A 26914-nucleotide genomic window follows, 5' to 3' on the forward strand; every position below is an offset into this window, starting at 1 on the left:
GTTACTTGGTGATGGCGCCGACGAGCGCGTCGATGTAGGCGTTGGCGGACAGCGGGCCACCGAACATCCAGATGCCGTCCGGGAGCCGCTTGACCCGCTGGGCCTGCACGAACGGCAGCCCCTTCCAGATCGCGTTGCTCTCGAGCGCCGCCACGTACGCGTCGCTCTTGTCGGCCTTGTTGCTGATGTAGACGAAGGTGTTGTCCTTGTTCGTCAGCTTCGTCAGGCCCTCGACGTCGGTCTGGGCCAGCCCGTAGACCTTGTCGCCGCCCTCGGTCCACTGGTTCTGCAGGCCGAGCTCGACGCCGATGCCGCCGAGGAACGACTGCGGGGTGAACATCCGGATCGACACGGTGCCGGAGTCGAGCCAGCCGTCCGACATGGTGTACGGCGCGCCGGCCTTGCCCGCCGCGGCGAGCTGCGCCTTGGCCGAGGCCACCTTGGCGTCGAAGTCGGCCAGCAGCTTCTCACCCTCGGCGACCTTTCCGGTGGCCTGCGCCAGCGTGGTCACCGACTTGCGCATGTAGCCGATCGGGTCCGGCCCGTTCGAACCGAGCAGGGCCACCACCGGCACCTGCTTGGCGATCTCCGCGATCACCGTCTCGGGCAGGTCGGTCGTGGTGACGACCAGGTCCGGGTCGAGCGCGATGATCGCGTCCAGGCTGGGCTCGCCGCGGGTGCCCACGTCCGGGGTCTTCGGGTCGATCGGCGCGGTCGTGTCCCAGTCGTTGTAGCCCTTGGGATCGGCCTGGCCGACCGGCTTGACGCCGAGCGCCACCAGGTTCTCGGTGGGACCCCACTCCAGGGAGACGACATTCGTGGCCGGCTTCTCCAGGGTGAAGGTGCCCCGCTCGTCGGTGATCTGGACCGGTCCGGACGAGGCGGACGGGCCGGGGGCGGCGGTGCCGGCCGGTTCCTCCGTGGTGCCGCAGGCGGCGAGGGCCAGCGCGGTGAGCGCGGCCGCCGTCGTGACGAACGCGCGGCGGGTTGTGAACATCAGGGGTTCCCCTCTGGTGGTGATTCAGGTGGTGGCGTGCCGGTGGGTGTGCCGGCCGATCGGCTGCGTGCGAACGCGCCCGTCCTCGTCGACGTGCACCTCGATCCGCAGCCCGTAGACCTCGCTGAGCAGCTCGGCGGTGAGGACTTCGGCGGGCGGGCCGGCGGCGCGTACGGCGCCCGCCGACAGCAGGACCACGTGGTCGGCCACGGCGGCCGCCTGGTCCAGGTCGTGCAGCACGACACCGATCGCGACACCGTGCTCGTCGGCCAGCTCGCGGACGGTGTCGAGGATCTCCATCTGGTAGCGCAGATCCAGGAAGGTGGTCGGCTCGTCGAGCAGCACCACGCCGGTGTCCTGGGCGAGGCAGGTGGCCAGCCAGACGCGCTGCAGCTCGCCGCCGGACAGCTCGTCGACCGGGCGCTCGGCCATGCCGGAGACACCGGTGAGCCGCATCGCCCGGTCCACCACCTCCGGACCCTGGGCATCGCCGGCGCCGAACCGGCCGCGGTACGGGTGCCTGCCGTACGCGACCACGTCGCGCACCCGGACCCCGCCCGGCGTCGGCCGGGACTGGGTCAGCAGGGTGACCTTCCGCGCGAATTCCTTGGGGCGCAACGAGAGCGCGTCGCCGTCGGGCAGCCGCACGGTGCCGGACCGCGGCGGGTGCAGCCGGGCGAGCGCCCGCAGCAGCGTCGATTTGCCGGAGCCGTTCGGCCCGACCAGCGCCACGACACGGCCGGCGCGGAGCTCGATGCCGGCACCGTGCACGACCGTGCGGCCGTCATAGTCCAGCGTGAGCTCCGCGCCGATGAGCGCACCAACCCCATCCATGCAGGTGAGGCTAACCTAACTTCCTGCGGATCTCCTACTCGGGCTGGTCACGCCGCCCTTCGCGGCTCAGCACCGCCAGATTCCGCTTGAGGGCGTTGAGGTCCTGCAGGTCCTGCCGGTTCGACCCGGCCGCCGCGTGCAGGTGTGCCGGGTGTGCGGCTCCCGGGCAGGTCACGCGCGGGTTCCACATCGCGAACCGGCCGGCCGGGTTCGACTGCCACGCCCACACGTGCAACGAGTAGTAGGCGGGCAGTCCGAAGCGGTTCGGCGCGGCGGTCACGTCGAACTCGTGGCCGAACAACCGTGGCGGCCGGCGGTGCGCGCTGTCCCAGTCGGCCTTGAGGACGACGTATTCGACGGCGGCGAGGACCAGCGTGCCGTCGCGGCCGGGCGCGTAGACCATCGCCTCCGGACGGACCGCCTCGACCCGGCCGTCGCCGACCAGATCGGACCGGGCCCAGTGCACCCCCATGCCGCCCATGCCGGGCATGTCGATGCACGCGATCCCGCTCGCGTCGGTGAGCAGGGCATAGCCGCGCTGTTCCGCGACGGCGATGCTGTGGAACTCCGTGGTGGCGGCCCGGACCGGCCCGAGGCCGGACGGCTCGGTCGCCCGGGCGACCGACATCGTGCCGGTCACCAGCAGGACCGTGGCGGCGGCGGAGCCGAGAAGGATGCTGCGGCGCATCGTCAGGCCCCTTCCTGCACGGGGTGGATCTCGTCGGCGACGAGCCCGTGCGCGGTCCGGTGCACGGTGTTCGCCGCCTCCGCGTCGGGCGCGTCGACCAGGCAGAAGATCTTTCCGGCGGCCTCGTCGACCCAGTACCTGAGGTACTGCACGTCGTAGCGACCCTGCGCCTGCAGGTCGGCCTTGTGCGCCTCGGCGACGTCGTCGAAGGACACTCCGCCGGCGATGTGGTGAACGTCCATGAAGAGCGGCATGACAGGTTCCTCCCGGGTTCGGATGCGGACCCCTGTCACGGTAGGAATGCGGCTCTGACCTGGGCATCGGCAGTCGATGCCCAGGTTGCGCGGCGGATTACCCAGATCGGGCGGCGGCGCGCGAGGACACCCCGAGCTTGCCCAGCACGGCGGACACGTGGTGGTGCACGGTGCGCTCCGAGATGTAGAGCCGGCCGGCGATCGCGGCGTCGGTCAGGCCCTCGCGCAGCAGCGCGAGCACCTCCGCCTCGCGTGGGGTGAGCCCGTGCGGGTTGGCGCGGGTGGCCGCGCGGGGTCCACGCGGGACCACGGTCTCGCCGGCCCGCCGCATCATCTGCCGCACCCGCGCGGCGGACCGATCGGCGCCGATGGAGGTGACCAGGTCCAGGGCGGCGGCCGGCGCGGATCGGGTCAGCGCCATCGCCTCGTCGTGCGGGCAGCCCGCCTCGCGCCACCACCGGGCGGCGGCCTCGTGCTCACCGCTCAACTCCAGCGCATAGGGCTCGGGCGGCGACTCGGGGCGCGGGCCCGGCGCCGCCAGCCGGTCCAGCCAGACGGCGAGCTCGGCGCGCAGCCACACGTCGTCGTCCGGCGAGCCCGCCGCGGCCTCGGCGACCCGCTCGTCGAGCCGCCCGCCCAGCCAGGCCGCCTCGGCCGCCACCGCGGCCACCCGCAGCGGCCAGCTGCGCTCGTCGACGCTGACGGCGAGCTGCCAGGCCTGCTCCAGCGCGTCGTCCGCGGCCGGATCGCCCTGTCGCAGACGGGCCGCCGCGAGCGGAATGAGCAGCGCCAACCGGTTGACCGGCGAGATCGTCCCGCGCAGCGTCTCCTCGATCAGGGCGACCGATTCGGCGAGCCGCCCGGTGCGCAGCAGGGCGGCGGCGTGGGTGCCGCGCAGGCAGACGCCGTACGTCGTCACGTCGTGCTCGTGGCAGAACGCGATGCCCTCGGTGTAGTGCTTCTCGAAGTCGGTGAACCGGCACCGGTCGACCGCCGACTGGCACAGGTTCGCATAGGCGCGGCCGGCCTCGTCCTCCCAGTCGTGCTCGACGGCGAGCTCCAGCGAGCGCAGCAGGTCGGGGAAGCCGTCCCGCCCGGCCGCCAGCTCCAGCATCCCGATGCTGTTGAGGCTGTATGCGACCGCCTTCGGCGCGGATGCCTCCGCGGCCTGGCGCAGTCCCTCCCGCGCCGCGGCCAGGGCCTCCTCCCGCGGATGCGTCTCGCTGATCACCGCGGCATGGAGCGACTGCGCCCACGCCTTCTCCGGCGACGCGGGCCGGCCGGCCATGACGGCGAGCGCCTCGTGCGCGGCGGCCGCGGACTCCTCGCCCCGGCACAGCCGCCAGAGGCAGCGCGACAGGCCGCGCAGGTTCTCGCTGATCCGCACGGGGTCGCCGAGTCCGCGGCGCAGCGCCAGCGCCTCGGCCCGTTCGGCCGCCGACTCCGCCCAGCGGTCCGTCAGCGCCAGCGCCGTGGCCAGCCCCTCGTGCAGCTCCGCGCGGGCCGCCGGGTCGCTGCCGCCGGCGAAGCGCAGCGCCCGCTGGAACTGCGCCGCGGCCTCCCGGTTGGATCGCAGCGCCACGGCGTCCGCGGCGGCGAGCGTGGCGTGCCGCAGCGCTTCGTCGGTCGCGCCGGCCGCCTCCGCGTGGTGGGCCAGGCGGGCATGATCCGCCGGCGTCCCGGCGCGCACCGCGGTCAGCGCCAGCGCGTGCAGCCGCGACCGCCGGCGTGCCGGGATCGCCCGCTCCACCGCGAGCCGGGTCAGCTCGTGCCGGAACCGGTAGGCCTCCGGCTCGCCGACCAGCGTGCCGGAGTCCAGGCATTCGTCCAGCGCCTCGGCGGCCGCGCCGGCGTCCAGCTCGGCGACCGCCGCCAGCATCGGCCCGTCCCCCGGCCGGGTGAGCACCGCCGCCGCGCCGAGCACCTGACGCGCCGCCGGAGACAGTCCCGCGGTGCGGGCCGCCACCACGTCACCGACCGTCCGCGGCACCTCCCCCGGCCCGGCGCTGAGCACCTCCTGCACATAGAACGGCACCCCGCCGGTGAGCCGATGCACCTCGTCCGCGTCGCGCCCGCGCTCGCCGGCCATCCGGCGCACCGCCTCCGGCGAGAGCGGCGCCAGCGAGAGGCGCCGGGTGCCACGATGGGAGGCCACCTCACCGATCACCGTACGCAGGTTCGCCACGTCCCCCGGCCCGTCGTCCCGGTAGCTGACCACCACCAGAGCCCGGGTCCGGGCGATCCGCCGGGACAGATAGCGCAACCAGTCGAGCGTGGCGTCGTCGGCCCAGTGCAGGTCCTCCACCACCAGCACGGTGGTGGCGCCCGGGTCGTCGAGAGCGGACAGGAACGCCGCGAACAGCTCCCGCCGATCCGCGTCCACCCCGCTCAGGGCCAGCAGCCGGCCGCCGACGCCGAACGCGATCTCGAAGAGCGGGCTGAGCGGGCGCGGCGTGAAGCTGCCGTCGCACGCGGACCACCACCAGCGCAGGTCGCCGCGCTGCTCGCGGAAAGCCTCCAGCAGCGCGGTCTTGCCGACCCCGGCCTCGCCGGAGACGAGCACGAAGCGCCCGCTGCCGGCCACCGCGTCGACCGCATAATCGTCGAGAGCCCGCAGGAAGTGCTCTCGCTCGACCAGCTCCATCGAGCGAGCTTACGTCTCGCCGGCCCGCCACGCCGACACACCATCTGGTGTTGTCATTTAGCCGTCACGGCCATATATGGTGTGCCCCGCAGCTGGTTCGATCATCGCTCCACGGTGGTCGAGGCAACAGGGAACCCGGTGCGAAACCGGGACTGCCCCGCAGCGGTGAGTGGGAACGACCGCCGTCATGAAGCACTGAGCGCGAGCTTGGGAAGCGACGGCCAGTAGGCGACCGACAGGTCACGCCCGCGAGTCCGAAGACCTGCCAGCGCGCCGCACGCGTCGCGTGCGGCGGTCGATGGCCGCGTGGGACGGCCGACGCCATCAGCCGGACGACCGCGTCCGGCGGCGTCCCCCTGCGCGCCCGTAACGAGGGGGACGGATGCAAGTTCGCAAGCGCGACGGCAACACCGAGACGGTGGACGTCAACAAGATCGTCAGGGCGGTCGAGCGGTGGGTCGCCGACCTGGACGAGGTCGATCCGCTGCGGGTGGCGACCCGGACGATCAGCGGCCTCTACGACGGCGCCACCACTGCCGAGCTGGACAAACTGTCGATCCAGACGGCCGCCGAGCTGATCGGCGAGGAGCCGCAGTACTCACGTCTGGCGGCGCGGCTGCTCGCCGCCTTCGTGGAGAAGGAGGTGCGCGGCCAGGAGGTCGCGAGCTTCAGCCAGTCCATCCGGTACGCGCACCTGCAGGGCCTGATCGGCGACCCGACCGCCGCGTTCGTGGCCCGCCACGCCCGCAAGCTCGACGACGCCGTCGACCCGGAGGGTGATCTGCGGTTCGAGTACTTCGGCCTGCGCACCGTGGCGGACCGCTACCTGCTGCGCCACCCGTCGTCGCGGCTCGTGGTCGAGACCCCGCAATACTGGCTGCTGAGGGTCGCGTGCGGACTGTCGCAGTCGCCGGCCGAGGCGATCGGCTTCTATCGGCTGATGTCGTCGCTCGCCTATCTGCCCAGCTCACCGACTCTGTTCAACGCGGGCACCCGGCACACCCAGATGTCCTCGTGCTTCCTGGTCGACTCGCCGCGGGACGAGCTCGACTCGATCTACGAGCGCTACCACCAGGTCGCGAAGCTGTCGAAGTTCTCCGGCGGCATCGGCATCTCGTGGTCCCGGGTCCGCGGCCGGGGCGCCCTGATCCGGGGCACCAACGGCCGGTCGAACGGGATCGTGCCGTTCCTCAAGACGCTCGACGCGGGCGTGGCGGCGGTCAACCAGGGCGGCCGTCGCAAGGGCGCCGCCTGCGTCTATCTGGAGCCGTGGCACCCGGACGTCGAGGAGTTCCTCGAATTGCGCGACAACACCGGCGAAGATTCGCGCCGGACGCACAACCTCAACCTCGCCAACTGGATCCCCGACGAGTTCATGCGCCGCGTCGAGGCTGATGCGGACTGGTCGCTGATCGACCCGTCGGATGCCCCGGATCTCCCGGACCTGTTCGGCGACGATTTCGACGAGGCCTATCGCACGGCCGAGAAGAAGGCGGTCAAGACCGTCAAGGCCCGCGATCTGTATGGCCGGATGATGCGCACCCTGGCTCAGACCGGCAACGGCTGGATGACCTTCAAGGACCGGTCCAACGCGCTCTCCAACCAGACCGGCGCGCCCGGCAACACCATCCACCTGTCCAACCTGTGCACCGAGATCCTCGAGGTGAACAGCGACGACGAGACCGCGGTCTGCAACCTCGGGTCGATCAACCTCGGCGCGCACGTCACCGCGGACGGGGTGCAGTGGGAACGGCTGCGGGCCACGGTCCGCACCGCGATCACCTTCCTGGACCGGGTGATCGACATCAATTTCTACCCGTCGGAGCAGGCGGCGGCCTCGAACCCGCGGTGGCGGCCGGTCGGGCTCGGGCTGATGGGCCTGCAGGACGCGTTCTTCCAGCTGCGGCTGCCGTTCGACTCCACCGCGGCGAAGGAGCTGTCCACCCGCGTACAGGAAGAGATCTTCCTGACCGCGCTCGAAGCCTCCACCGTTCTCGCCGAGCGCTTCGGCCCGCACCCCGCATTCGCCGAAACCCGTGCCGCACAAGGCAATCTGCACCCCGAGCTGTGGGGCGCCTCGGTCGGTCAGACCGAGCGGTGGGCGGCGGTGAAGACTCGGATCGCCGAGCACGGCCTGCGCAACTCGCTGCTGATCGCGATCGCGCCGACCGCGACCATCGCCTCGATCGCGGGATGTTACGAGTGCATCGAGCCGCAGGTGTCCAACCTCTTCAAACGCGAGACGATGTCCGGCGAGTTCCTGCAGATCAACACCTATCTGGTACGCGAGCTGAAGGCGCGCGGCCTCTGGACGGCGCGGGTTCGCGAGCAGATCAAACGGACCGAGGGTTCCGTGCAGGGCATCGCCGAGCTGCCCGCCGAGGTCCGCGAGCTGTTCCGCACCGCGTGGGAGCTGCCGCAGAAGGCGCTGATCGAGCTGGCCGCGAGCCGGCAGCCGTTCGTCGACCAGTCGCAGTCGCTGAACCTGTTCCTGAGCGCGCCGACCATCGGGAAGCTCTCCTCGATGTACCTGCACGCCTGGAAATCCGGGCTCAAGACCACCTATTACCTGCGTTCGCGCCCCGCGACGCGGATTCAGCAGGCGACCGTCTCGATCGAGCTCACCCCGGCCGAGGCCTGCTCCCTGGAGAACCCCGAGTCCTGTGAGGCGTGCCAGTGAATCAGAGGTTGCTCGATCCCGGCATGGACCTGACCCTGCGGCCGATGCGCTACCCGCACTTCTTCGACCGCTTCAAGGACGCCATCAAGAACACCTGGACCGTCGAGGAGGTCGACCTGCACGCCGATCTCGCCGACCTGGCCGGGCTGTCGCCCGCCGAACGGCACCTGGTGTCGCGGCTGGTGGCCTTCTTCGCCACCGGGGACACGATCGTGGCCAACAACCTGGTGCTCAACCTCTATCAGCACGTCAACTCCCCGGAGGGCCGGCTCTATCTCTCCCGGCAGCTGTTCGAGGAGGCGGTGCACGTCCAGTTCTATCTGAATCTGCTGGACACCTACGTGCCCGATCTCGCCGAGCGGGCGGCCGCCTTCGACGCGGTGGAGAACATTCCCTCGATCGCCCGGAAGGCGGAGTTCTGCTTCACGTGGATCGACTCGATCTATGAGATGCGTTCCCTGAAGTCCAAGGAGGACCGGCGGGCCTTCCTGCTCAACGTCATCTGCTTCGCCGCGTGCATCGAGGGCCTGTTCTTCTACGGCGCCTTCGCCTACGTCTACTTCCTGCGCTCGCGGGGCGTGCTGCAGGGCCTGGCTTCAGGCACCAACTGGGTGTTCCGCGACGAGTCCATGCACATGGCGTTCGCCTTCGACGTCGTCGACACCGTTCGCGCCGAGGAGCCGGACCTGTTCGACGACGCCATGGTGCAACAGGTCAGGGACATGCTCGCCGAGGCCGTCGAGTGCGAGGTGCAGTTCGCCGCCGACCTGCTCGAACAGGGCGTTTCCGGGATGTCCCTGACCGACATGCGCGAGTATCTGCAACACGTCGCCGACCGGCGGCTGGCCCAGCTGGGCATCGACCCGCTCTACGGCAGCACGAATCCGTTCGCCTTCATGGAGCTGCAGGACGTGCAGGAGCTCTCGAACTTCTTCGAGCGCAAGGTCTCCGCCTATCAGGTGGGCGTCTCCGGCACGGTCAGTTTCGACGACGACTTCTAGGCATCAGTTCGGACGGATCGGCAGGCGTTCGCCGGCCAGCAGGCGGCGGCCGCCCTCGACCTTGGCCTCATAGGGGTCGTCGAGTTTCCACAGGCGGGCGAGCTTCTCGGCCTCGTCCCAGTTGTAGCCGGCGTGGAAATACGCGTCCAGCTCACTGTCGATGGTCGGCGGCTCGGCGGACGGGGACTTCGATTCCCGTCCGCCGGCGGCCGTCGGCGGGGGCGCGGACGGCGGCTGGGCGGCCTCGCCCTGGATGAAGGCGTTCATCTGCACCAGGCCGAGCAACACTCCGGCGCCGAGCAGCACCCCGCTCGCCGACTGCATGAGCAGGCGCCGCCGGCGGTAGACCCGGGCCAGCGTCTCGACACGGTTGTACACCGCGCCAGGGTCGGGGGCCTGGTTCTCGTGTTCCTCCAGGGCCTTGCGGAACGGGTGCTCAGGGTAGTTCACACCTACCTAGACGGCTGTCGCTCGGGATCTGTGCAGTTGCCGGTCGAAGAAGTCGACGATCACGGCCAGCGCCTCCCGTTGCACCTCGTCGACCTGAGGGACACCGTCGGCGCCGGTCTCGGGGTAGATGTAGCCGTGGATGTCGTGGCTCCAGGAGCGCCACTCCGCGTCGGCCCGCTTCTCGGCCAGCAGGTCGTAGGTCAGCCGGAAGATGCCCTGGAGCTCGTCCTGCTCGCGGCCGAGGACCAGCGCCGGGATGTCGACGCCGTCGAGCCGCCGGGAGACCTCGTCCGGGTCGGTGATCCGGGCGCGGGCGCGGTCGGCGCTGCGTACCTCGAGGTTTTCGATGTTGCGCAGTCCGTCGGTGACCTTGACCGTCGGGGCGTCGTCGAGCCGCAGGGTGAGGAGCTCGTGGGAGGCCGGTTCCGCGGCCACGCCGGCCCGGAGCAGGCCTTGATATTGCGAGCACAGCTTGAACAGCATCTCGCCGGCATGGCTGACGCCGAGGTGCAGCAGGCGGTCGGCGTCGATGCGGGGGTGCCGCGCCACGTGCCGGAGCACCGCGACCTCGTCCTCGTACTCGAGGGGTGCCCGGCTCATCAGCTGCATGCCCTGCCGGATGTCGGTCCGCAGCGGCCCGCCGGTCTGATAGCCCAGCTCGACCTCGGTGCGGTAGCGGCTCCAGGCGCAGGCGTAGCCGGCGTCGAGGAGCACGTCGGTCACGTGCCGGAACCGGTGCACCCGGTCCCGCAGCCAGGCGAGCCCGCCGCCGCCGTTGCCATAGGCGACGAAGACGAACGGGTGCGGGCCGTCGCCCTCGGGCAGCCGCAGGGCATAGGGCGTGTAGAGCCCGTCCAGCGTCTCGGCCAGGAAGAAGTGCGCGGGCCGGTCGGATCCGGCGAGCGTCTCGGTGAACACCGGATCGTCCATCACGACGCCCTCAGCTCGACGGTCAGCCGGCCGAGCGGGCCGAGCTCGACGGCCGCGGTCTGGCCCGCGGCGACCGGCAGCGGCGGCAGCACCGACCCGGTGATGATGACGTCGCCGCCTCGCAGCCGCTCGCCGCAGGCCTCGAGCAGCTCGGCGGTCAGCCGCACCACCTCGACCAGCTCGCCGGTCAGCGCCGCGACGTCATCGGTGGCGGCGACCTCCGCGCCGTCGCGCAGGATCCGCGCGTGGATCTCGTCGGGGCCGGTCCAGCCCTCGCGCACCGGGCCGAGCAGCACGTGGCGGTGGAAGATGTTGCCGGCCAGGATCGTGCGGACGTCCTCCGGCGGCGGGTCGACGTCGGCCAGCTCGATCGCCGCCGACAGCCCGCCGACGGCCTGCCGGACGGCGTCCCAGGACGCCCCGACCGGCACGTCGCGCGCCAGGTGCACCGCGATCTCCGGCTCCAGCATCGGCGCCGCCCAGCCCGCCAGGGACACCGCGGCGCCGTCCGGCAGCAGGTTGCTCCGCAACAGGAAGCCGACCAGCGGGCGGTCGATGCCGAACTTCGCCCCCGCGGCCGGCGAGCCGAAGCCCACCTTCCAGCCGAGCGCGCGCTCGCCTTTCCGGAGCCGCTCCGAGCGGGAGGCGAGCTGCACGCGCATGCCGTCGATGATGCGCACGTCAAGCGCGGTCATTCCGCAGGCCCGTGCTGGTGCGTGTAGGCGTAGCCGGTCTGGTCGAGCGCGCCGGCGCCGCTCCAGCCCCAGATCAGCACGACGTCCTCGGTGCCGGTGTTGTCGAAGCCGTGCCAGTGTCCGCGCGGGGTGAAGATGACGTCGCCCGCGGTCGACGGCTCGCGGCCCTCGTCGGTGTAGATCTCGCCGGATCCGCTCAGCACCACCAGGAATTCGTCGGCGTGGTGGTGCAGGTGCCGTTCGTGCCGGGCGCCGGGCGGCAGCACCGTCTTGCCCACCGTCAGGTCGTCGGTGTTGCCGCGGTGCGCGCCGATGAGGAACTGGACTCGCATGTCGATCCAGCCGTCCTCGCGTTTGAGGCCGGGCTCCAGCGGCACGTCGTCGATCCGCGTGCGGTACACCTCTTTGCCGGTCATGCCGAACCTCCGATCCGCTGGTACGCCTCGTGCACGCTCACCAGGAAGTCGCGGTCGGCCGTCGCGGAGCTGCGGGCGGCGTTGAGCATCTCGCTGGTGGCCGAGCAGGTCGGCACGCTCATCCCGAGCTTGCGGGCCAGGTCCTGGGCCAGCACGAGATCCTTCTGCTGCAGCTCGACGTCGGCGAACACCGCGGCGTCGTCGACCAGCAGCGGGGCCCGATAGGAGATCACCGGCGAGGCGATGACGCTCTTCAGGACGGCGTCGACGACCGCCGCCCGGTCCACGCCGGCCTTCTCCACCAGCGCCACGCCCTCGGCGAAGGCGGTCACCGAGACGACCAGGGCCAGGTTGATCGCGACCTTGGTGAGGATGGCGTGGCCGTTCGGCCCGATGTACGTCACCTTCGGGCCGATCACGTGCAGCACCTCGCTGACGTGGTCGAAGGCCGCCCGGTCGCCGCCGGCCATCACCGACATCTGCCCGGCCGCGAGCGTGGCCGGGCTGCCGGAGACCGGGCAGTCCAGGAACCAGGCGCCGGTCTCGCGCACCCGCTCGGCCAGCGCCACGCTGGCGTCCGGCGCGATGGTGCTGATGTCGGCCCAGACGGTGCCCGGCCGCAGCCCCGCCAGCACGCCGTCCGGCCCGTCGGCGGTGGCCTGGATGGCCGGCGTGTTGGTCAGCATCGTGAACAGCACGTCGGCCCGCCCGGCCAGCTCACGCGGGGTGTCCGCCCAGCCCATGCCCGCATCGAGCAGCGGCTGGGCCTTCTCCTTGGTGCGGTTCCAGCCGATCACCTCGTGACCGGCGTCGAGCAGTCGCCGAGCGATCCCGGACCCCATCGCGCCCAGCCCGGCGAAGCCGATGCGTTCAATGGCATTAAACATAGGCCGGACGGTAACTCAGGGCCTCCGGGCTGCGCTAGCCCTTCGCGAGGTTGAGCCAGACGGCCCGCGCCGGCTCGTCGCCGAGTGCCCGGAAGCGGTGCGGGGCGCCCGACCGGAAGACGACGGCGTCGCCCGGGCCGAGCCGGAGCGTCTCGTCGCCGACCTCGACCTCGAGCCGGCCGCTCAGCACGTAGCCGTACTCCTTGCCGCGGTGGGTCGCGGGTGGGTGGTCGATGGCCGCGGTGCCGCCCGGCTGGTAGGTGACGAAGGCGAACGCGGCGTCCGGATCCGGGGCCGGGCTGAGCCGCTCCCAGCGCACCCCGCCGCCGAGCTCGATGGCGGTGCGCGAGCCGGCCCGCTGCACCAGCACCGGCCCGCCCGGGGCGTCCTCGTCGTCCGGCCCGGCGAAGAGCGCGTCCAGCGACAGGTTCAGCTCGGTGACGATGGCCCACAGGGTCGCGACCGAGGGCTGGGCCAGTCCGCGTTCCAGCTGCGAGAGCAGGCTCGGTGAGACGCCGAGCCGCGCGGCGAAGGCTCGCAGCGAGACGCCGGCCGCCTCCCGCTCGACCCGGATCCGCCCGCCGATGTCCGCCGTGACGGGTCGCGGGCGCTCATCAGCGGGTTCAGCGGGCACGCGGGAACTGTAAGGCAGGCACGCCGAGGCGATCCAGCAGGCGGCGCAGCGGGCCGAAACCCGGATAACTCAGGGGTGGAGCAGCTTCTGGGTCGCGGCGGTGTACTGGTCCGCCAGGCCGCGCGGGTCGGCCAGCTCCGGGCCGATCGCGGTCAGTCCGAAGTCGATGACGTCGGCGCCCAGCTCGCGCAGCAGCCGGGCCAGGAAAGCCTCGGCCGCATCCGCCTGGGGCTGAAAGTCGGCGGTCACCACCGGCACCGCCACCACCCCGGCGAGGGCGTTGGCCGGCAGTTGGTCGAGAAAGACCTTCAGGGCGCCGGTGTACGACCCGCGGTAGGTCGGAGTGGCGACGACCAGCAGGGTCGCGTCCTGCACCGCCAGCAGCGCCTCGCCGGTCGGGCCGTCACCGGGAGCGAGCAGCGACGGCGCCAGCTCGGCGATGTCGACCACCACCACCGAGCCCCGGCCGTCGCGGGCGGCCAGCCCTTCGCCGACCGCCCGGGCGAGCTGCAGCGTCCTCGATCCCGGCCGCGGATTTCCGGAGATCACCACAACGTCCGGCATGGGAGTTCCCTTCGTCGCCCGATCCGCTGTAATACTGCGACCATCCGATTACCGAAAGCAACCTCGCAACTCCTATCCAAGTTATGGGTAAAGTGGGAGTGCAGGAGGCGCTCATGACGCTGCATCTATCGGACATGACCCGCTTGGCCTCGCCCGCCGACCCGGCTCGCTTCGGGGCCTACGAGACACCGCGCGAGGTGGGCTTCACCGGGCGGATCACCGAGGACGGCCCGTTCACCGCCCGCCCGTTCCGCTACCACGTGTACGGCGGCTGGTTCTGCCCCTGGTCGCACCGCGTCGCGATCACCCGGGAGCTGGCCGGCCTGCACGACCTGGTCACCATGTCCTACGTCGACGGCGAGCGGGACGGCCGCGGCTGGGCGTTCCGGGAGCGCTACGGGCCGGACCCGGTGAACGGCTTCGAGCTGCTGCGCCAGGCGTACGAGGCGACGGTGGACGGCTACACCGGCTATGTCGCCGTGCCCACGCTGTGGGACCGCTACACCACACGGGTGGTCAGCAACGAGAGCACCGGCATCGGCATCGACCTGGCCACCCGCTTCCGCCATCTCACCGACGACGCGGTGGACACCTATCCCCCGGCGCTGCGGGACGAGATCGACCGGCTGGACCACCGGCTGCGCCCGGCGGTCAACGAGGGCGTCCGTGCCGCCGCCCGCGGTTCGAGCACCGCCCGGGACGCCCTGCTGGACGCCTTCGCGTGGCTCGACGACCGGCTCTCGCGCACCTCCCACCTGGTGGGCGGCGTGCTGACCGAGGCGGACATCCGACTCTGGGTGACCCTGGTCCGCTACGACGTGGGCCCGAACGCGCGCCGCGAGCTCAACCCCGGCCTGCACGTCTATCCGCACCTGTGGCGCTATGCCCGCCGGCTCTACCAGCTCCCGGCCTTCCGCGACACGACCGACTTCGAGGCCGTCACCGCGCCGGACGCCGAGCCACCGGACTGGCGGATCTGAACTGGCGGATCTGAACTGGCGGATCTGAGCCGTCAGCCGCGGGCCAGCGCGATCAGGCGGTCGAGGACGCGGCCGCCGGCCGTGCGCAGGCCGTTGTGCAGGAATTCGTCGGTCAGCCACCGGTGCATGCCGGGCAGGACGTCGGCCGTCTCCTCGGAGAACTGCCGGAGCACGTACGGGTCGTCGGCATAGATCACGGCGGCGCACGGCACGTCGACCGTCGCCAGCACGTCCGCGTCGTAGAGCCGGGGCCAGTCCTGCTCGGCCAGCCGCGCCGCGACCTCGCGGTAGGGCCGCAGCCCCGGCGTGTCCTCGAAGTGCCAGGGGAACAGATGCTCGCCGGTCAGCAGCGCGGAGTCGCCCCGGAAGTCGTCCGGCAGCGTCCGGTCCGCGGACCACCGGGTGGCGCCGCCGTCGGCATAGCTCGATTCGTGCAGCACCGCGTAGAGCGGGTTGCGCGCGTCGAACGGCAGCATCGCCGCGGCGTCGTGCCGGAAGCCGGGCGAGTCGAAGTCCAGCTCCAGCAGGTGGTGCAGGCTCTCCGCGCCGCCGTCCATGCCCAGGTGGTGGCCGATCGTGCGGATCAGCCGGCGGGACAGCGGCGTGCCGTCGAGGGCCCGGATCTCGCCCGCGTCGCAGCGGTCGAGCAGCTCGCGGAGCCGGTCGGCGTCCTGCGGGAAGCGGCGGTGGAAGCGGCGGTTCAGCCGGCGCATCGCGTCGTAGGCGGCCGCGTAGACGTCGTCGGCCGGGCGCCCGATCGGCGGCAGGCCGCCGGTGAAGAACACCTCGCGGAGGCTGTCCGGCGCGACGGTCAGATAGTGCAGTGAGCAGTACCCGCCGAAGGACTGGCCGAGCAGGCTCCACTGCCGGGCGCCCAGGTGCTCGCGCAGGGCCTCGGCGTCGCGGACGATGCCGTCCGCCCGGAAGTGGCTGAGCCACTCGGCGTCCGCCGCCGGGTCCGGGCCGGGGCCGCCGTACGGCGTGGAGCGCCCGGTGCCGCGCTGGTCCAGCAGGATGACCCGGAAGTCCCGCAGCGCGCGCTCCAGCCAGGCCGGGGACATCGGCCGGTCCGCCGGGCGGGGCGCCTCGTGCCCGGGCCCGCCCTGCAGGAAGACCAGGAAGGGGCGGTCGCGGCCGTCCGCGGCGGCGATCTCGCGCGCGTAGACCTCGATGGTTCGGGTGTCGGCGCGGTCGGGCGCCAGCGGGACCGTGATCCGGTGCTCGGTGATCAACACCCGGTTCACCCTACGACCTTGCCCGGATGTACACCGCGAAGTGTCCGTCCGGCACCTGACGTGGCAACCGGCCGGGGACTCCGCGACAGTTGTGCTCGTGCCTTCGAAGCTCGCGCGCAGGATCACCGGCGGTATCGCTCTGTTCACGCTGCTCGTGGCGGCGCAGGGCTGCCGGACGGCCACGCCGGCCGGGACCCCGGACGCCTCGGAGCCTCCGTCCGCCGCACCCTCGCCGTCCGCCTCCGCGTCGCCGTCGCCGTCGCCGTCGCCGTCGGTCACGCCCGACGCCAAGCTGGCCGCGATCCTGGCCGGCAAACGCAAGGTCATCGTGCACGTCGTGCCCGCCGACCGGGACCTGAGCGCCACCTACGAGGGGCCGATCGCGATCGGGGACGGGACCGACGACGGCGCCCTGTTCCGGATCCTGCCGCTGAAGAACGGCCGGCACCTGGTGGAGGCGTTGCGGGCGCGCGAGGAGGGCGGCCGGTGGTGCGTCTCGGTGCAGACCGAGAACGACGTGGCGACGCTGGAGACGGTGGAGTGCCAGGAGGCCGCCGAGACCGTCTTCACGATCGAGCCGACCGGCGAGGCCGACGAGAAGAAGCGGCCCACGGTGCGGATCGGCAACGACGAATACGGCGCCCTGCGCTGGAAGGACGCCGGCGAGCTGCTCTATCTCGACCGGGACGGCGAGACGCCCGCCACCTTCAGCTTCGTCGACCGGGGTGCCACCTGAGCCCGGCCCACGGCTCGCCGGTCGACCGGATCAGCCGCTACCGTACCGGGATGGTCATGCCGCTGCGCCCGGACGAGCCGTCGCGGCTCGGCCGGTACGAGCTGCTCGGCCGGCTCGGGCAGGGCGGCATGGGCACCGTCTTCCTGGCCCGTGACCAGCACGAACGCCTGGTCGCGCTGAAGATGATGCGCCCGGAATACGCGCACGACGAGGAGTTCCGCGGCCGCTTCCGCAGCGAGCTCAACCGGATCCGGCAGGTGCCCTCGTTCTCCACCGCGGCGGTGCTGGACGCCGACCCCGAGCACGACCCGCCCTACCTGGTGATGGAGTACGTGGACGGGCCGAGCCTGTCCGCGGTGGTCCGCGACGACGGCGTCCTCTCCGGTTCCGAGCTGCACGTGCTGGCGGTCGGCATCGCCACCGCGCTCTCCGCCATCCACAGCGCCGGGGTCATCCACCGCGACCTCAAGCCGGGCAACGTGCTGCTCGCCCGCGGCGGGCTGAAGGTCATCGACTTCGGCATCGCCCGCGCCTTCGAGGCCACCAGCCAGCACACCCGCACCGACCACATGGTGGGGACGGTCGCCTACATGGCGCCCGAGCGCTTCGACCCGGCCGACGGCCGCCCGGTGACGCCGGCCGCCGACATCTTCGCCTGGGGCGCGGTGGTGGCCTACGCGGCCACCGGGCGCACCCCGTTCCAGGCGGACTCCGCGCCGGCCACCGCCATGCGCATCCTGACCCAGCCGCCGCAGCTCGACGGGATCCCCCAGCCGCTGCGCGGTCTCGTGGCGGCGGCCCTGGCCAAGGAGCCGGAGCACCGCCCGACCGCTCAGACGCTGCTCGCCGACCTGGTGGCCGGCACCGTGCCGCCGGACGACGACGTGACGCCGCGCAAGCGGCCGAGCCGAGGGCTGGTGGTGGCCGCGGCGGGCACGGCACTGGCGGTGCTCGCGGGCACCGCCGTCGGCCTGGGCCTGCGGCAACGGGACGAGCCGGAGGACACCGCCGCCGCCCGGTCGTCGGTCTCCGCACCGGCGTCCACCCCACCCTCGGTTGCCGCCTCCGCCGACCCGTACGCGTCGATCCCCGGCGCCGGGCGACGCACCCTGATCCATGTCGCGGAGATCGACCGCGACCTCTCCCTGGATCGGCACTGGTACGAGGTGACCGCGTCGGACGGCACCGGCGTGGACGCGCTCTTCGTCCTCGAACCGGCCGGCGTGGACTTCCTGATCAAATCGCTGCGCAGCGACGGCCATCCGCTGGACGAACCGACCTGCGTGGGCGTCAAGCTGGTCCCGGGCGACGGGGCCTGGCTGCAGGCGGCCGAGTGCCGCCGCTCCGAGGCGACGCTGTTCTCGGTGACCGCGACCGGCGAGACGGACGACCAGGGCCGGCCGACGTTCCACCTCTACAACGAGGCCTACGGGCACGTGCAGTGGGACGCGAAGGAGAAGAAGGTGAGCGTCGACCAGATCGGCGAGGTCGACCCCGCCACCAGTTTCAGCTTCGTCGACCGCGGCCCGCTCTAGCGACTCATGATCCGGCCGGCGCGGCCGATGAGGTTGGTGATGCTGACCTGGTTCCGAACCGGCCGCGCGGCCGCGGTGAGCGTGCTCGCCTGCGCGCTGCTGCTGGCCGTCCACCAGGTCTGGTATTTCACCGACTGGGGCGGCGACCAGCTGAGCACACTGGTCACGGACGCCACGTACATCACTCTCGCCCTGGTGTTCACCGTGCTCGGCGCGCGGGTGGCCGGCTCCGGGCGGCAGGAGCAGCGGACCCGGCGGGCCTGGCGGTTCTTCACCGTCTCGTTCGTCTGTCAGCTCGCCGCGCACGCCACCTGGTTCGTCCAGGAGCAGATCGTGCACTACGCCGGCTACCCCTCCCCGGCCGACTACTGGCTGCTGCTCTCCAGCCCGTTCATGATCGTCGGCTTGCTGCTGCTGCCCGGCGAGCGGCGGCGGCACCGGGACCGGCTGAAGATCGCCCTGGACGCGCTCATCGTCGGCTCCGGCGGCTTCATCGTGATCTGGTATCTCCTGCTCGGCCCGATCCTCAACGCGCAGGGCCTCAGCGGGTGGGCACTGGCGTACACGGCGGCGCTGCCGATCGGCGATCTGCTGCTGGTGCTGGCCGTGGCCTCCGTCCTCTTGCGCCGGCGGCGGCCGGGGACGCCGGTCGGGCTGCTCGCCGGATCGATCGCGTTGTCGGTGACCGCCGACGTCTCGTACAGCTGGATCCAGTTGAACGGCGGCTTCACCGGGGGTTCCTGGCCGGACCTGCTCTGGCTGCTTAGCTGCTTCCTGCTGGTACTGGCGGCGGACCGGCAGTACCGCCGGCGGCGGGACCTGTTCTCGGCGCGCTCCGACCGGAACGCGGTCGCCCTGCTGCCGTACGCCGCCAGCCTGGCCGCCTACGCCCTGCTCGCCGAGAAGTCGTCGCACCTGCCGGTCAACCCGTACGGCGGGATGATCGTCGGCGCGGCGGTGCTCACGCTGTTCGTGATGGCCCGCCAGATGCACGCCGTGCGGGACAACCGCGAGCTGGCCACCACCGACGGGCTGACCGGACTGGCCAACCGCAACCTGGTGACCGAGCGTCTGGCACAGCTCAGCGCCCAGCCGATGCGCGCCGGCCGGCACAGCGCGGTGCTGCTGATCGACCTCGACCGGTTCAAGCCGATCAACGACACGTACGGCCACGAGGCCGGCGACGCGGTGCTGAACGCGGTCGCGGTCGCGCTGCGCGGCGTGCTCCGGGCCGGCGATCTGGCCGGGCGCCTCGGCGGCGACGAGTTCGCCGTCCTGGTGCAGGACGTGCCGTCCCGGGAGACCGCGGGCACGATCGCCGCTCGCCTGATCGAGGCCCTGCGCACGCCGGTGATCTTCGGCGAACACCTGCTGATGGTCGAGGCGAGCATCGGCGTGGCGGTCCGGGACGACCCGGAGGCGTCCGGCGAGACCCTGCTGCAGCAGGCGGACACCGCGCTGTACGCGGCCAAGCGGGCCGGCCGCGGGCGCTTCGAGTACTACTCGGACGTGCTGGACACCAAGGCCCGGGAAGCCGAGTTGCGCCGGGCCGTGGCGAACGACGAACTGGTCGTCTACTTCCAGCCCGGGGTGGCGCTCGCGACCGGCCGGCTGCTCGCGGTCGAGGCCCTGGTCCGCTGGAACCACCCCAGGCGTGGCCTGCTGGGACCGGGCGAGTTCATCGACCTGGCCGAGGACACCGGCGCGGTGGTGCCACTGGGCACGTGGGTGCTGCGAGCCGCCTGCCGGGAGGCCGCCCGCTGGCGGGCCGAGTTCCCCGGTGCGGAACCGCTGCGGCTCTCGGTGAACGTGTCGCCGAAACAGGTGGCCCAGCCGGATCTGGTGCAGACCGTCGAGCGGATCCTGACGGAGAGCGGCTTTCCGGCCGACCGGCTGACCCTCGAGCTCACCGAGAGCGTCATCCTGCAGCCGGATCCGCTCACCATCGGACGACTGCAGGCGCTGCGCGATCTCGGCGTCCGGCTCGCGGTCGACGACTTCGGCACCGGGTACTCCGCGCTGAGCTACCTGCGCAATCTGCCGGTCACGATGCTGAAGATCGATCGATCGTTCGTCACCGGCATCGCGGACGACCCCGAGGCCCGGTCGGTGTGCGAGGCCGTGGTCCGGCTCGGCGAGGCGTTCAAGATGCTCGTCGTGGCCGAGGGCATCGAGACGGCCGAGCAGGCCGCGGCGCTGATCGACATGGGCTGCGCGGTGGGTCAGGGCTTCCATTACCACCGGCCGTTGCCGCCGGCGGCGGCTGCGAGTCTGGTACGCGAGCAGTTCGCGACCGTCTGAGCTCAGAGGTCAGAGCTCAGAGGTCGAGGACGACCGTTCACCGACCGCAGCGTCGCCATGATTGTTAGTCTCCCCCGCGTGCCCCATCCGAGGCGAACGTCCAGGCCGGAGCTGACCGCCAAGGTCCGCTCGGTCACCGGCGTGACCGAGCACATGCGCGAGATCGAGCTGGTCGGTCCGGACTTCCCGCGCCTCGCGAGCCGCCCGGCGCACACCTGGTGGTGCAGGTGCCGGCCCGCCGGGTCTACTCGATCTGGCGGCACGCGCCCCGGTCCGCGGCGCTGACGCGGGCTATGTGGCTGGTGAGAGCGACACCTGCCGGCTGGTGCAGCGCCACATGGTGGAGCAGCGCGGCTTCGCCCGGCGCGCGGTCCGCATGCAGCCGCACTGGGCAGTCGGCCGGCCGGGGTTCGGCGCGGGCGCCGCCGATTGACGGACGTCACGCGCCGGGGCGCCGGGGCTATCGGGATGGATCCTGGTGGGCGAGGTAGCGCAGACCCCGCTTGAGGAACGCGCGCGGGTTGGTGTCGACATATCGCATCCAGGCCGGGTTCGGCTCGCCGCGCAGCCAGGCGTAGCGGGCCAGTGCGTAGCCGTACATGGGCTCGGTCAGGTAGCCGAGCCGGCTGGTGCGGGAGTAGCTGTAGTCGCCGCGGGTCTCGCGGGAGTAGTCGAAGGCGGAGTTCGCGGCGAAGACGCCGAGCCCGAAGAACACGGTCAGCAGGTCGGTGAGCGGCTCGTGGTCCTCCCGCCGGGCGGAGATCCGGCCCTCCGCCAGCAGCAGGACGTGCCCCAGCTCGTGGGCGATGGTCGCCACCAGGGCCATCGGGCGGGCGGCCTGATCGTCGCGGATTCCGATGATCGACCGGCCGTCGCGGACGCGGTGGTGGCCGGCCGCGCCGGTCGACTCCGAGTGGATCGGCATGGTGGCGGACAACGCCGGGTCGTCGTCGGACCGGTCGTGTTGCAGCTCCACCCGGGCGGGGTCGATGCCCATGTGCGCGCAGAGCCGCAGCAGCACCGACCGGACATCCTCGCGAGTCCCCCGATAGACACCCGGGAAGTAATCGTCGGTCGGCAGCACCACGTCGCCGTGCAGCCGGGCCGTGCCGAACTGCGCCACGAACCAGTCCATCGACCGGTCGATCCAGGCCTCTTCGGCCGATCGAACCGGGCATTCGGCCCGCGTCCACCACGCCATGCCCAGATTGTCGGCCATCCTCGCAACACCTGTTCGCCTGCCTGAGGATGCAGTAGGTTGCCGGTCATGACGTCACAGAGTCCATATGAGACGGTGATGGGGTTCGTGATCGGGCCGTGGCTGGCCCAGATCGTGCGCGCCGCGGTCGAGCTCTCGCTGGCGGAGCATCTGGCGGAGGGGCCGAGGACGGCCGACGAGATCGCGGCGGCGGAGGGCTCGGATCCGGGTGCGACGGCGCGCTTTCTGCGCGCCTGCGCTTCGATGGGGCTGGTGACGTACGCCGAGAAAGGCTTCGCCGGCACCGAGCTCCTGGCCGTGCTGCACCGGGACGCGCCCCTGTCTCTGCGGGACCTGGCGGCCTCCCAGTCCAGCCCGCTCCTCTGGCACACCTGGGCGCGGATTCCCGAGGCGATCCACAGCGGAGAGCCGCAGACCGAGCGGGCGCTCGGCATGCCGTTCTTCGACTACCTGGCCGCGCACCCGGACGAGGGCGCCCTCTTCGGCGCGGCGATGGCCAGCATGTCCGCGCCGGTCATCCGGGACGCCGTCGAGGTGATCGAGGTGACCGGCGCCGGCACGGTGGTCGACATCGGCGGCGCGCACGGGTCCTTCGCCCTCGCGATGCTGGCGCGGCACCCGGGCCTCGAGGGCGTCGTGCTCGATCTGCCGCACTCGCTGCCCGGCGCCGAGGCGGCCGCCGTCGCCGCCGGCCTCGACGACCGGTTCTCCGCGGTCGCCGGCGACTTCTTCCGGTCCGTTCCCGAGGGCGACCTCCTGCTGCTGAAGTTCATCCTGCACGACTGGCCCGACGAAGAGTGCGTGCGCATCCTCGCCAACTGCCGCGCCGCGCTGCGCCCCGGCGGCCGCGTGGTGATCACCGAGATCGCCATCGAGGATCACGCGCCCGGCATCGCGCCGCTGATGGACGTCGCGATGCTCGCGTCGGCGGGCAGCCGGGAGCGCACCGTGGACGAGTACGACCGGCTGCTGACCGCCGCCGGGCTGAGCCGGACCAGGGTGACACCGGTCCAGCTGCCCTACGTCGTCATCGAGGCGACCGCCTAGGGCGTGATCAGCTCGACGTCGTTGGCGGCCAGGGCGTCGCGCAGGCTCGGTGGTGGGACCGTGTCGGTGATCAGGTAGTCGGCGCTGCCCAGCTCGGACACCTGGGCGAACAGCCGGCGGCCGAACTTCGACGAGTCGGCGAGGATCGCCACGCGGGCGGCCCGCGAGATCATCTCCTGCATCATCGCGGCCTCGGAGAGGTTGCTCGTCGTGTAACCGGCGTCCGCGTCGACCGCGCCGACGCCGATCAGCGCCAGGTCGCAGCTGATGTCGAGCTCGGCGCCGGTGTTCGCGCGGAAGCTGACCGGGCCGATGGTGGCCAGCGTGAGCGAGCGCACCGCCCCGCCGAAGAAGTAGATGTCGCGGATCGCGGTGGGCGGCAGCGCGCCGGGCACCAGGAGGTTGTTGGTCGCCACGGTGAGCTCGCGATGCTGGCTCAGCTTGCGGGCGAGCGCCAGGGTCGTCGTACCCCCGTTGATCATGATGGTGGAACCGTCCTGGACCAGCTCCGCGGCCATCGCCGCGATCTTCTCCTTCTCCTGCTCCTGCATGGCGAGGCGCTGGTCGACCGCGCGGTCGGTGCGGGTGATGGTGGACAGGCTGACCGCTCCGCCGTAGGTGCGCACGAGCACCCCGTCGGCGCTCAGCTGGTCGAGGTCGCGCCGCACGGTGTCGATCGAGACGCCGAAGCGCTCGGCCAGCTCGCCGACCGTGACCTGGCCGGTGTCGGCGACATATGCCGCCAGTTGGGCCTTGCGCCCGGCCGGCAGATGGCGCTGCCGGTCATTGCTGTCGACGCTCACTGTGCTCCCCCCATAAGTGCGGCAGTATGCCACAACCGCGCACTCCCACTGCATAAAGCTGCTGAGATCTGCGGAGACGCGCAGGCCCCTTTCGGACACTTTTGTAGCTGATACGCCGCCTACTACGCAAGAGTCTGCCGTACTCCGCGGTTTTCTGCTGTTCTTTTCTTGTACGAAGACGTAACACGCTGCTAACGTGACGCGAACCCAGCAAAGAACTGAGAGACCTTGATAGAAGGAGCACGCCATGGCGGTACGCGCTTCCCGGACGAAGCGGTTACTAGGGGCAGCAACGGCGGCCGCACTGGTCGCGTTCTTGGGAGCCTGCGGGGGCGGCGACTCGGACGACACGAGCGCGGACGGCTCCGTGACCCTGGAGTTCGCTCAGTGGTGGGGCGCCGAGCTCCCCGCCGGTGACTTCGACAAGATCATCGCCGACTTCACGACGGCGAACCCGAACATCAAGGTCAAGCTGCTGAGCGCGCCCTACGACTCGACCAAGCAGCAGCTGGTCACCGGCGCGGCGTCCAAGACCCTGCCGGACGTGGTGGGCCTCGACGGCGCCTGGGTCAACGACTTCGCCAAGCAGGGCGCGATCGCCGACCTGTCCGCGCTGATGGCGGACGCCAAGTACGACCCGGCGGAGCTCGCCAGCACGGTGCAGTACAAGGACAAGACCTACATGATCCCGGTGGTCAACTTCATCTACCCGCTCTTCGTCAACGAGGATCTGCTGGCCAAGGCGGGCGTCAGCAAGGTGCCCGGCACACGCGCCGAGTTCCTGGACGCGGCCAAGAAGATCACCGCGACCGGCGGCAACGTCAAGGGCTGGGCGCTTCCGCTCGACACCGCCGTGCCGAACGGCGTCCAGAACGACGTGATGTCCTGGCTGTGGGCGTCCGGCGGCAGCATGCTGCAGGACGGCAAGCCCAATCTGACCAGCGCACCGGTGAAGAGCACGGTGGAGTACGTGAAGAGCCTGAACGACGCCGGTGTGATCGCGCCCGGCTCGCTCACCATGAAGGAACAGGACAAGGTCGAGAAGTTCACCACCGGCCAGGTCGGCATGATGATCGACTCGCTGGCGCACATCAACCTGATCAAGAAGAACGCGCCGGACCTGAAGTTCACGGTGGCGCCGCTGCCGGCCGAGGAGGGCTTCACCGGCAAGCGCGGCATTCCGTACGCCTCGTGGGGGATCGGCGTCTCGAACTCGACCAAGCACAAGGCCGAGTCCTGGAAGCTCGTTCAATATCTGATGAGCAAGGACGTCAACGCCTCACTGAGCACGATCGCGAACGGCTTCCCCGGCAACAAGACGGCGCAGCCGGACCTCAGCAAGAGCGACCCGCTGTTCAAGACGGCCTTCGACATCTACACCGAGGGCACGCCGGCCAACGAGTTCACCGGCCTGCCGAAGTCCGAGGACCTGATGCGCACCTTCGACGAGCAGCTCCAGCTCGTGCTGACCGGCAAGTCGAGCGTCGACGACGCCCTCGCCAAGTCGCAGGAGTCCTGGTCGTCGGTCATCGAATAGTCCGCCCGGGTGCCGCGCCGGTCGGCCGGCGCGGCACCCGCCGAAGGAGAGCGTGATGACATCAGTGACGGCACCGGAGAAGGCCCCACCGGCCACTCCGGAAGAGCCCCCGCGCGCCCGGCGCGGCGTGGCCCGGCGCCTGGTCCCGTTCGGATATCTGTCCCCCACCGTCGTGCTGATCGTGGTCCTGATGGTGGTCCCGATCGTCATGGTGATCGGCTACTCGTTCCGGGACAACGTGATCGTGCAGCCGGAGTCGATGTTCGCCGGGCTGGACAACTACCGCAAGGTGCTCACCGACCCGGACTTCCTGGCGGCGCTGAAGAACACCGCGGTGTTCATCACCGTCAGCATGGTGGCCCACCTGGTGCTCGGCCTCGCCTTCGCGATGATGCTGAACACGCAGCTGCTGAGCGGCTTCACCAAGGCGCTGTTCCGGATCGTCTACATCCTGCCGTGGCTGTTCACGATCGCGGTGATCGCGGTGATCTGGCGGCTGCTGCTCGACCCGGCCGGCGTCATCAACTACGTGCTGGAGACGCTCGGCCTGATCCAGGGCGGCGTCGAGTGGCTCGGCGACCCGGACAAGGCACTCTGGGTGGTGACGTTCGCCAACATCTGGTCCGGCTACCCGTTCTTCATGATCAGCCTGCTGGCCGGCCTGCAGGGCATTCCGAACGACCTGTACGAGGCGGCTTCGGTGGACGGCGCGAGCCCGGTGCAGAAGTTCCTGCACGTGACGCTCCCCCAGCTGCGTCCGGTGATCATCAGCATGGCGGTGCTCGACCTGATCTGGACGTCCCAGCAGTTCGCGCTGATCTGGATGATGACCGGCGGCGGGCCGCTGAACGCCACCGAGATGCTCAGCACCTTCACCTACAAGCTGGCCTTCAGCGAGTACGAGTTCGCCACCGCGTCCGCCGCCGCCGTGGTCGTGCTGCTCCTGACGATGGTCCTGGCCTTCTTCTACGTGCGTCAGCAGAGGGAACGGTAATGGCTTCCATCAAAGCGAGACGGAATCTGGCCAAGGCCGGCGTCCTCACCGGACTGATCATCGGGGCGCTCTTCGCCGGCCTGCCGGTGCTGTGGATGCTCGCCACCTCGTTCAAGGGCAACGGGGAGGTCTTCCAGTCGCCACCGCGTCTGATCACGAAGGGCTTCTCGTTCGACGCGTACACCGAGATCCTCGGCAACGGCGCCCAGTTGCGGTTCTTCCTCAACAGCTACATCGTCGCGCTGTCGGTGACGGCCCTGACGCTGCTGGTGGCGATCCTGGCGGCCTATGCGTTCAGCCGCTTCACGTTCCCGTTCTCGAAGACCATCAACGCGGTGATCGTCAGTGTCCAGGCGGTGCCACCGATCACACTCGTCATTCCGTACTTCGGGCTCGTCGTCGCGCTCGGCCTCTACAACACCTATCCCGGCCTGATCCTCACGCACATGGTGTTCACGCTTCCCTACGCGATCATCATGACCACCGCGTATCTGAACACGCTGCCGAGGGAGCTGGACGAGTCCGTCAAGGTCGACGGCGGCAGCAGCTGGACCGCACTGTGGCGGATCCTCGTGCCGATCTCGGTCCCGGGCCTGGTCGCGGTCGGGGTGTACACGTTCATGATCTCGTGGAACGAGTACCTCTTCGCGCTCACGCTCACCCGCACCGACGACATGCGCACCGTGCCCATCGGCATCCAGCTCCTGATGGGCCAGCACTCGTACGAGTGGAACCAGATGATGGCGATGAGCATTCTCGGGTCCATTCCGGTCCTCGTCCTCTTCCTGCTCTTCCAGCGACGGTTCATCGGCGGGCTCACCTCCGGCGCCGTCAAGGCCTGACCCCTTTTTCG

26 protein-coding genes and 1 riboswitch are annotated in these 26914 nt (G+C 71.0%); of the genes, 11 read left to right on the forward strand and 15 right to left on the reverse strand.

Features of this window, described 5'->3' with window-relative positions:
- Position 1 precedes the first annotated feature (1 nt).
- The 5 genes from ACZ6TI_RS39070 to ACZ6TI_RS39090 form a co-directional block, all read right to left on the reverse strand.
- Entirely contained in the window at positions 2-997 is a 996-nt protein-coding gene (locus ACZ6TI_RS39070; RefSeq protein ID WP_465350300.1) for an ABC transporter substrate-binding protein, read from the reverse strand.
- 24 nt (positions 998-1021) lie between these two features.
- Positions 1022-1831, reverse strand: coding sequence for an ABC transporter ATP-binding protein (locus ACZ6TI_RS39075; RefSeq protein WP_465350301.1), 810 nt, complete (start codon positions 1829-1831; stop codon positions 1022-1024).
- Positions 1832-1865: 34 nt separating this feature from the next.
- On the reverse strand, positions 1866-2519 hold the full coding sequence (locus ACZ6TI_RS39080) for a hypothetical protein (RefSeq protein WP_465350302.1): 654 nt from the start codon (positions 2517-2519) through the stop codon (positions 1866-1868).
- A 2-nt stretch (positions 2520-2521) separates the two neighbouring features.
- Positions 2522-2773, reverse strand: a complete 252-nt coding sequence (locus ACZ6TI_RS39085) for a DUF4242 domain-containing protein (RefSeq protein WP_465350303.1) — start codon at positions 2771-2773, stop codon at positions 2522-2524.
- A 97-nt stretch (positions 2774-2870) separates the two neighbouring features.
- Positions 2871-5417: an ATP-binding protein gene (locus ACZ6TI_RS39090; protein WP_465350304.1), complete on the reverse strand. Its 2547-nt coding sequence runs from the start codon at positions 5415-5417 to the stop codon at positions 2871-2873.
- 76 nt (positions 5418-5493) lie between these two features.
- Positions 5494-5701: riboswitch (cobalamin riboswitch) on the forward strand.
- Positions 5702-5799: 98 nt separating this feature from the next.
- On the opposite strand from ACZ6TI_RS39090, the gene ACZ6TI_RS39095 reads away from it, so the two are divergent.
- Together ACZ6TI_RS39095 and ACZ6TI_RS39100 are read left to right on the forward strand one after the other, a co-directional pair.
- A complete protein-coding gene (locus ACZ6TI_RS39095) occupies positions 5800-8097 on the forward strand; it encodes a ribonucleoside-diphosphate reductase subunit alpha (RefSeq protein ID WP_465350305.1) in 2298 nt (765 codons plus the stop codon).
- Between the two features lie 23 nt (positions 8098-8120).
- Positions 8121-9098, forward strand: a complete 978-nt coding sequence (locus ACZ6TI_RS39100; RefSeq protein ID WP_465350438.1) for a ribonucleotide-diphosphate reductase subunit beta — start codon at positions 8121-8123, stop codon at positions 9096-9098.
- Between the two features lie 3 nt (positions 9099-9101).
- Here the strand turns inward: ACZ6TI_RS39100 and ACZ6TI_RS39105 are convergent, their stop codons facing one another.
- From ACZ6TI_RS39105 to ACZ6TI_RS39135, 7 genes are all read right to left on the reverse strand, one after another.
- On the reverse strand, positions 9102-9548 hold the full coding sequence (locus tag ACZ6TI_RS39105; protein ID WP_465350306.1) for a hypothetical protein: 447 nt from the start codon (positions 9546-9548) through the stop codon (positions 9102-9104).
- A gap of 6 nt (positions 9549-9554) precedes the next feature.
- Positions 9555-10478, reverse strand: a complete 924-nt coding sequence (locus ACZ6TI_RS39110) for an alpha/beta hydrolase family protein (protein WP_465350307.1) — start codon at positions 10476-10478, stop codon at positions 9555-9557.
- Positions 10478-11173 carry a 2-keto-4-pentenoate hydratase gene (locus tag ACZ6TI_RS39115; protein ID WP_465350308.1) on the reverse strand — a complete coding sequence of 232 codons (696 nt, stop codon included), beginning with the start codon at positions 11171-11173 and terminating at the stop codon, positions 10478-10480. The genes ACZ6TI_RS39110 and ACZ6TI_RS39115 overlap by 1 nt, the downstream gene beginning before the upstream one ends.
- Positions 11170-11589 carry a cupin domain-containing protein gene (locus tag ACZ6TI_RS39120; protein ID WP_465350309.1) on the reverse strand — a complete coding sequence of 140 codons (420 nt, stop codon included), beginning with the start codon at positions 11587-11589 and terminating at the stop codon, positions 11170-11172. The genes ACZ6TI_RS39115 and ACZ6TI_RS39120 overlap by 4 nt, the downstream gene beginning before the upstream one ends.
- Positions 11586-12476, reverse strand: coding sequence for an NAD(P)-dependent oxidoreductase (locus ACZ6TI_RS39125; protein WP_465350310.1), 891 nt, complete (start codon positions 12474-12476; stop codon positions 11586-11588). Before ACZ6TI_RS39125 ends, ACZ6TI_RS39120 begins: the two co-directional genes overlap by 4 nt.
- A 34-nt stretch (positions 12477-12510) precedes the next feature.
- Positions 12511-13110, reverse strand: coding sequence for a helix-turn-helix domain-containing protein (locus ACZ6TI_RS39130; RefSeq protein WP_465350311.1), 600 nt, complete (start codon positions 13108-13110; stop codon positions 12511-12513).
- 69 nt (positions 13111-13179) lie between these two features.
- Positions 13180-13674, reverse strand: coding sequence for an NADPH-dependent FMN reductase (locus ACZ6TI_RS39135; protein ID WP_465350312.1), 495 nt, complete (start codon positions 13672-13674; stop codon positions 13180-13182).
- Positions 13675-13787: 113 nt separating this feature from the next.
- Here ACZ6TI_RS39135 and ACZ6TI_RS39140 point away from each other — a divergent pair, with 113 nt between their 5' ends.
- Positions 13788-14654 (forward strand): glutathione S-transferase C-terminal domain-containing protein, encoded by an 867-nt coding sequence (locus ACZ6TI_RS39140; protein ID WP_465350313.1) that lies wholly within the window; start codon positions 13788-13790, stop codon positions 14652-14654.
- A 32-nt stretch (positions 14655-14686) separates the two neighbouring features.
- On the opposite strand, the gene ACZ6TI_RS39145 is transcribed toward ACZ6TI_RS39140, so the two are convergent.
- Complete coding sequence (locus ACZ6TI_RS39145; protein ID WP_465350314.1) at positions 14687-15898, reverse strand: alpha/beta fold hydrolase; 1212 nt, start codon at positions 15896-15898, stop codon at positions 14687-14689.
- An 88-nt stretch (positions 15899-15986) separates the two neighbouring features.
- On the opposite strand from ACZ6TI_RS39145, the gene ACZ6TI_RS39150 reads away from it, so the two are divergent.
- The 4 genes from ACZ6TI_RS39150 (at position 15987) to ACZ6TI_RS39165 (ending at position 20894) form a co-directional block, all read left to right on the forward strand.
- Positions 15987-16625: a hypothetical protein gene (locus ACZ6TI_RS39150; protein ID WP_465350315.1), complete on the forward strand. Its 639-nt coding sequence runs from the start codon at positions 15987-15989 to the stop codon at positions 16623-16625.
- Positions 16626-16675: 50 nt separating this feature from the next.
- Complete coding sequence (locus ACZ6TI_RS39155; protein WP_465350316.1) at positions 16676-18160, forward strand: serine/threonine-protein kinase; 1485 nt, start codon at positions 16676-16678, stop codon at positions 18158-18160.
- Positions 18161-18199: 39 nt separating this feature from the next.
- Complete coding sequence (locus ACZ6TI_RS39160; protein ID WP_465350317.1) at positions 18200-20461, forward strand: putative bifunctional diguanylate cyclase/phosphodiesterase; 2262 nt, start codon at positions 18200-18202, stop codon at positions 20459-20461.
- A 253-nt stretch (positions 20462-20714) separates the two neighbouring features.
- Positions 20715-20894 (forward strand): SIP domain-containing protein, encoded by a 180-nt coding sequence (locus tag ACZ6TI_RS39165; protein ID WP_465350439.1) that lies wholly within the window; start codon positions 20715-20717, stop codon positions 20892-20894.
- A gap of 27 nt (positions 20895-20921) precedes the next feature.
- Here ACZ6TI_RS39165 and ACZ6TI_RS39170 read toward each other — a convergent pair whose 3' ends face one another.
- Positions 20922-21680, reverse strand: coding sequence for a hypothetical protein (locus ACZ6TI_RS39170; RefSeq protein WP_465350318.1), 759 nt, complete (start codon positions 21678-21680; stop codon positions 20922-20924).
- Between the two features lie 48 nt (positions 21681-21728).
- On the opposite strand from ACZ6TI_RS39170, the gene ACZ6TI_RS39175 reads away from it, so the two are divergent.
- A complete protein-coding gene (locus ACZ6TI_RS39175) occupies positions 21729-22727 on the forward strand; it encodes a methyltransferase (RefSeq protein WP_465350319.1) in 999 nt (332 codons plus the stop codon).
- Here ACZ6TI_RS39175 and ACZ6TI_RS39180 read toward each other — a convergent pair.
- Entirely contained in the window at positions 22724-23530 is an 807-nt protein-coding gene (locus ACZ6TI_RS39180; RefSeq protein WP_465350320.1) for a DeoR/GlpR family DNA-binding transcription regulator, read from the reverse strand. The two genes, ACZ6TI_RS39175 and ACZ6TI_RS39180, sit on opposite strands and share 4 nt — an antisense overlap.
- A gap of 247 nt (positions 23531-23777) precedes the next feature.
- On the opposite strand from ACZ6TI_RS39180, the gene ACZ6TI_RS39185 reads away from it, so the two are divergent.
- Genes ACZ6TI_RS39185 through ACZ6TI_RS39195 form a run of 3 tightly spaced genes read left to right on the forward strand, consistent with a single transcriptional unit; the run spans position 23778 to position 26903 of the window.
- Entirely contained in the window at positions 23778-25067 is a 1290-nt protein-coding gene (locus tag ACZ6TI_RS39185; protein WP_465350321.1) for an ABC transporter substrate-binding protein, read from the forward strand.
- 55 nt (positions 25068-25122) lie between these two features.
- Complete coding sequence (locus ACZ6TI_RS39190; protein ID WP_465350322.1) at positions 25123-26061, forward strand: carbohydrate ABC transporter permease; 939 nt, start codon at positions 25123-25125, stop codon at positions 26059-26061.
- The gene (locus ACZ6TI_RS39195; RefSeq protein ID WP_465350323.1) at positions 26061-26903 is read left to right on the forward strand and encodes a carbohydrate ABC transporter permease; all 843 of its coding nucleotides are present in this window, start codon (positions 26061-26063) and stop codon (positions 26901-26903) included. The genes ACZ6TI_RS39190 and ACZ6TI_RS39195 overlap by 1 nt, the downstream gene beginning before the upstream one ends.
- The last annotated feature ends 11 nt before the right edge of the window (positions 26904-26914 follow it).

This window comes from Actinoplanes sp. NPDC051388, from assembly GCF_055586225.1.

Coding starts and splice junctions, on each gene's coding strand:
- ACZ6TI_RS39110 (WP_465350307.1), bottom strand. CDS start 10,478: ATGGACGATCCGGTGTTCACCGAGACGCTCGCCGGATCCGACCGGCCC.
- ACZ6TI_RS39140 (WP_465350313.1), top strand. CDS start 13,788: ATGACGCTGCATCTATCGGACATGACCCGCTTGGCCTCGCCCGCCGAC.
- ACZ6TI_RS39085 (WP_465350303.1), bottom strand. CDS start 2,773: ATGCCGCTCTTCATGGACGTTCACCACATCGCCGGCGGAGTGTCCTTC.
- ACZ6TI_RS39070 (WP_465350300.1), bottom strand. CDS start 997: ATGTTCACAACCCGCCGCGCGTTCGTCACGACGGCGGCCGCGCTCACC.
- ACZ6TI_RS39175 (WP_465350319.1), top strand. CDS start 21,729: ATGACGTCACAGAGTCCATATGAGACGGTGATGGGGTTCGTGATCGGG.
- ACZ6TI_RS39115 (WP_465350308.1), bottom strand. CDS start 11,173: ATGACCGCGCTTGACGTGCGCATCATCGACGGCATGCGCGTGCAGCTC.
- ACZ6TI_RS39185 (WP_465350321.1), top strand. CDS start 23,778: ATGGCGGTACGCGCTTCCCGGACGAAGCGGTTACTAGGGGCAGCAACG.
- ACZ6TI_RS39080 (WP_465350302.1), bottom strand. CDS start 2,519: ATGCGCCGCAGCATCCTTCTCGGCTCCGCCGCCGCCACGGTCCTGCTG.
- ACZ6TI_RS39155 (WP_465350316.1), top strand. CDS start 16,676: ATGGTCATGCCGCTGCGCCCGGACGAGCCGTCGCGGCTCGGCCGGTAC.
- ACZ6TI_RS39160 (WP_465350317.1), top strand. CDS start 18,200: ATGCTGACCTGGTTCCGAACCGGCCGCGCGGCCGCGGTGAGCGTGCTC.
- ACZ6TI_RS39120 (WP_465350309.1), bottom strand. CDS start 11,589: ATGACCGGCAAAGAGGTGTACCGCACGCGGATCGACGACGTGCCGCTG.
- ACZ6TI_RS39190 (WP_465350322.1), top strand. CDS start 25,123: ATGACATCAGTGACGGCACCGGAGAAGGCCCCACCGGCCACTCCGGAA.
- ACZ6TI_RS39170 (WP_465350318.1), bottom strand. CDS start 21,680: ATGGCCGACAATCTGGGCATGGCGTGGTGGACGCGGGCCGAATGCCCG.
- ACZ6TI_RS39100 (WP_465350438.1), top strand. CDS start 8,121: ATGGACCTGACCCTGCGGCCGATGCGCTACCCGCACTTCTTCGACCGC.
- ACZ6TI_RS39195 (WP_465350323.1), top strand. CDS start 26,061: ATGGCTTCCATCAAAGCGAGACGGAATCTGGCCAAGGCCGGCGTCCTC.
- ACZ6TI_RS39075 (WP_465350301.1), bottom strand. CDS start 1,831: ATGGATGGGGTTGGTGCGCTCATCGGCGCGGAGCTCACGCTGGACTAT.
- ACZ6TI_RS39135 (WP_465350312.1), bottom strand. CDS start 13,674: ATGCCGGACGTTGTGGTGATCTCCGGAAATCCGCGGCCGGGATCGAGG.
- ACZ6TI_RS39090 (WP_465350304.1), bottom strand. CDS start 5,417: ATGGAGCTGGTCGAGCGAGAGCACTTCCTGCGGGCTCTCGACGATTAT.
- ACZ6TI_RS39125 (WP_465350310.1), bottom strand. CDS start 12,476: ATGTTTAATGCCATTGAACGCATCGGCTTCGCCGGGCTGGGCGCGATG.
- ACZ6TI_RS39095 (WP_465350305.1), top strand. CDS start 5,800: ATGCAAGTTCGCAAGCGCGACGGCAACACCGAGACGGTGGACGTCAAC.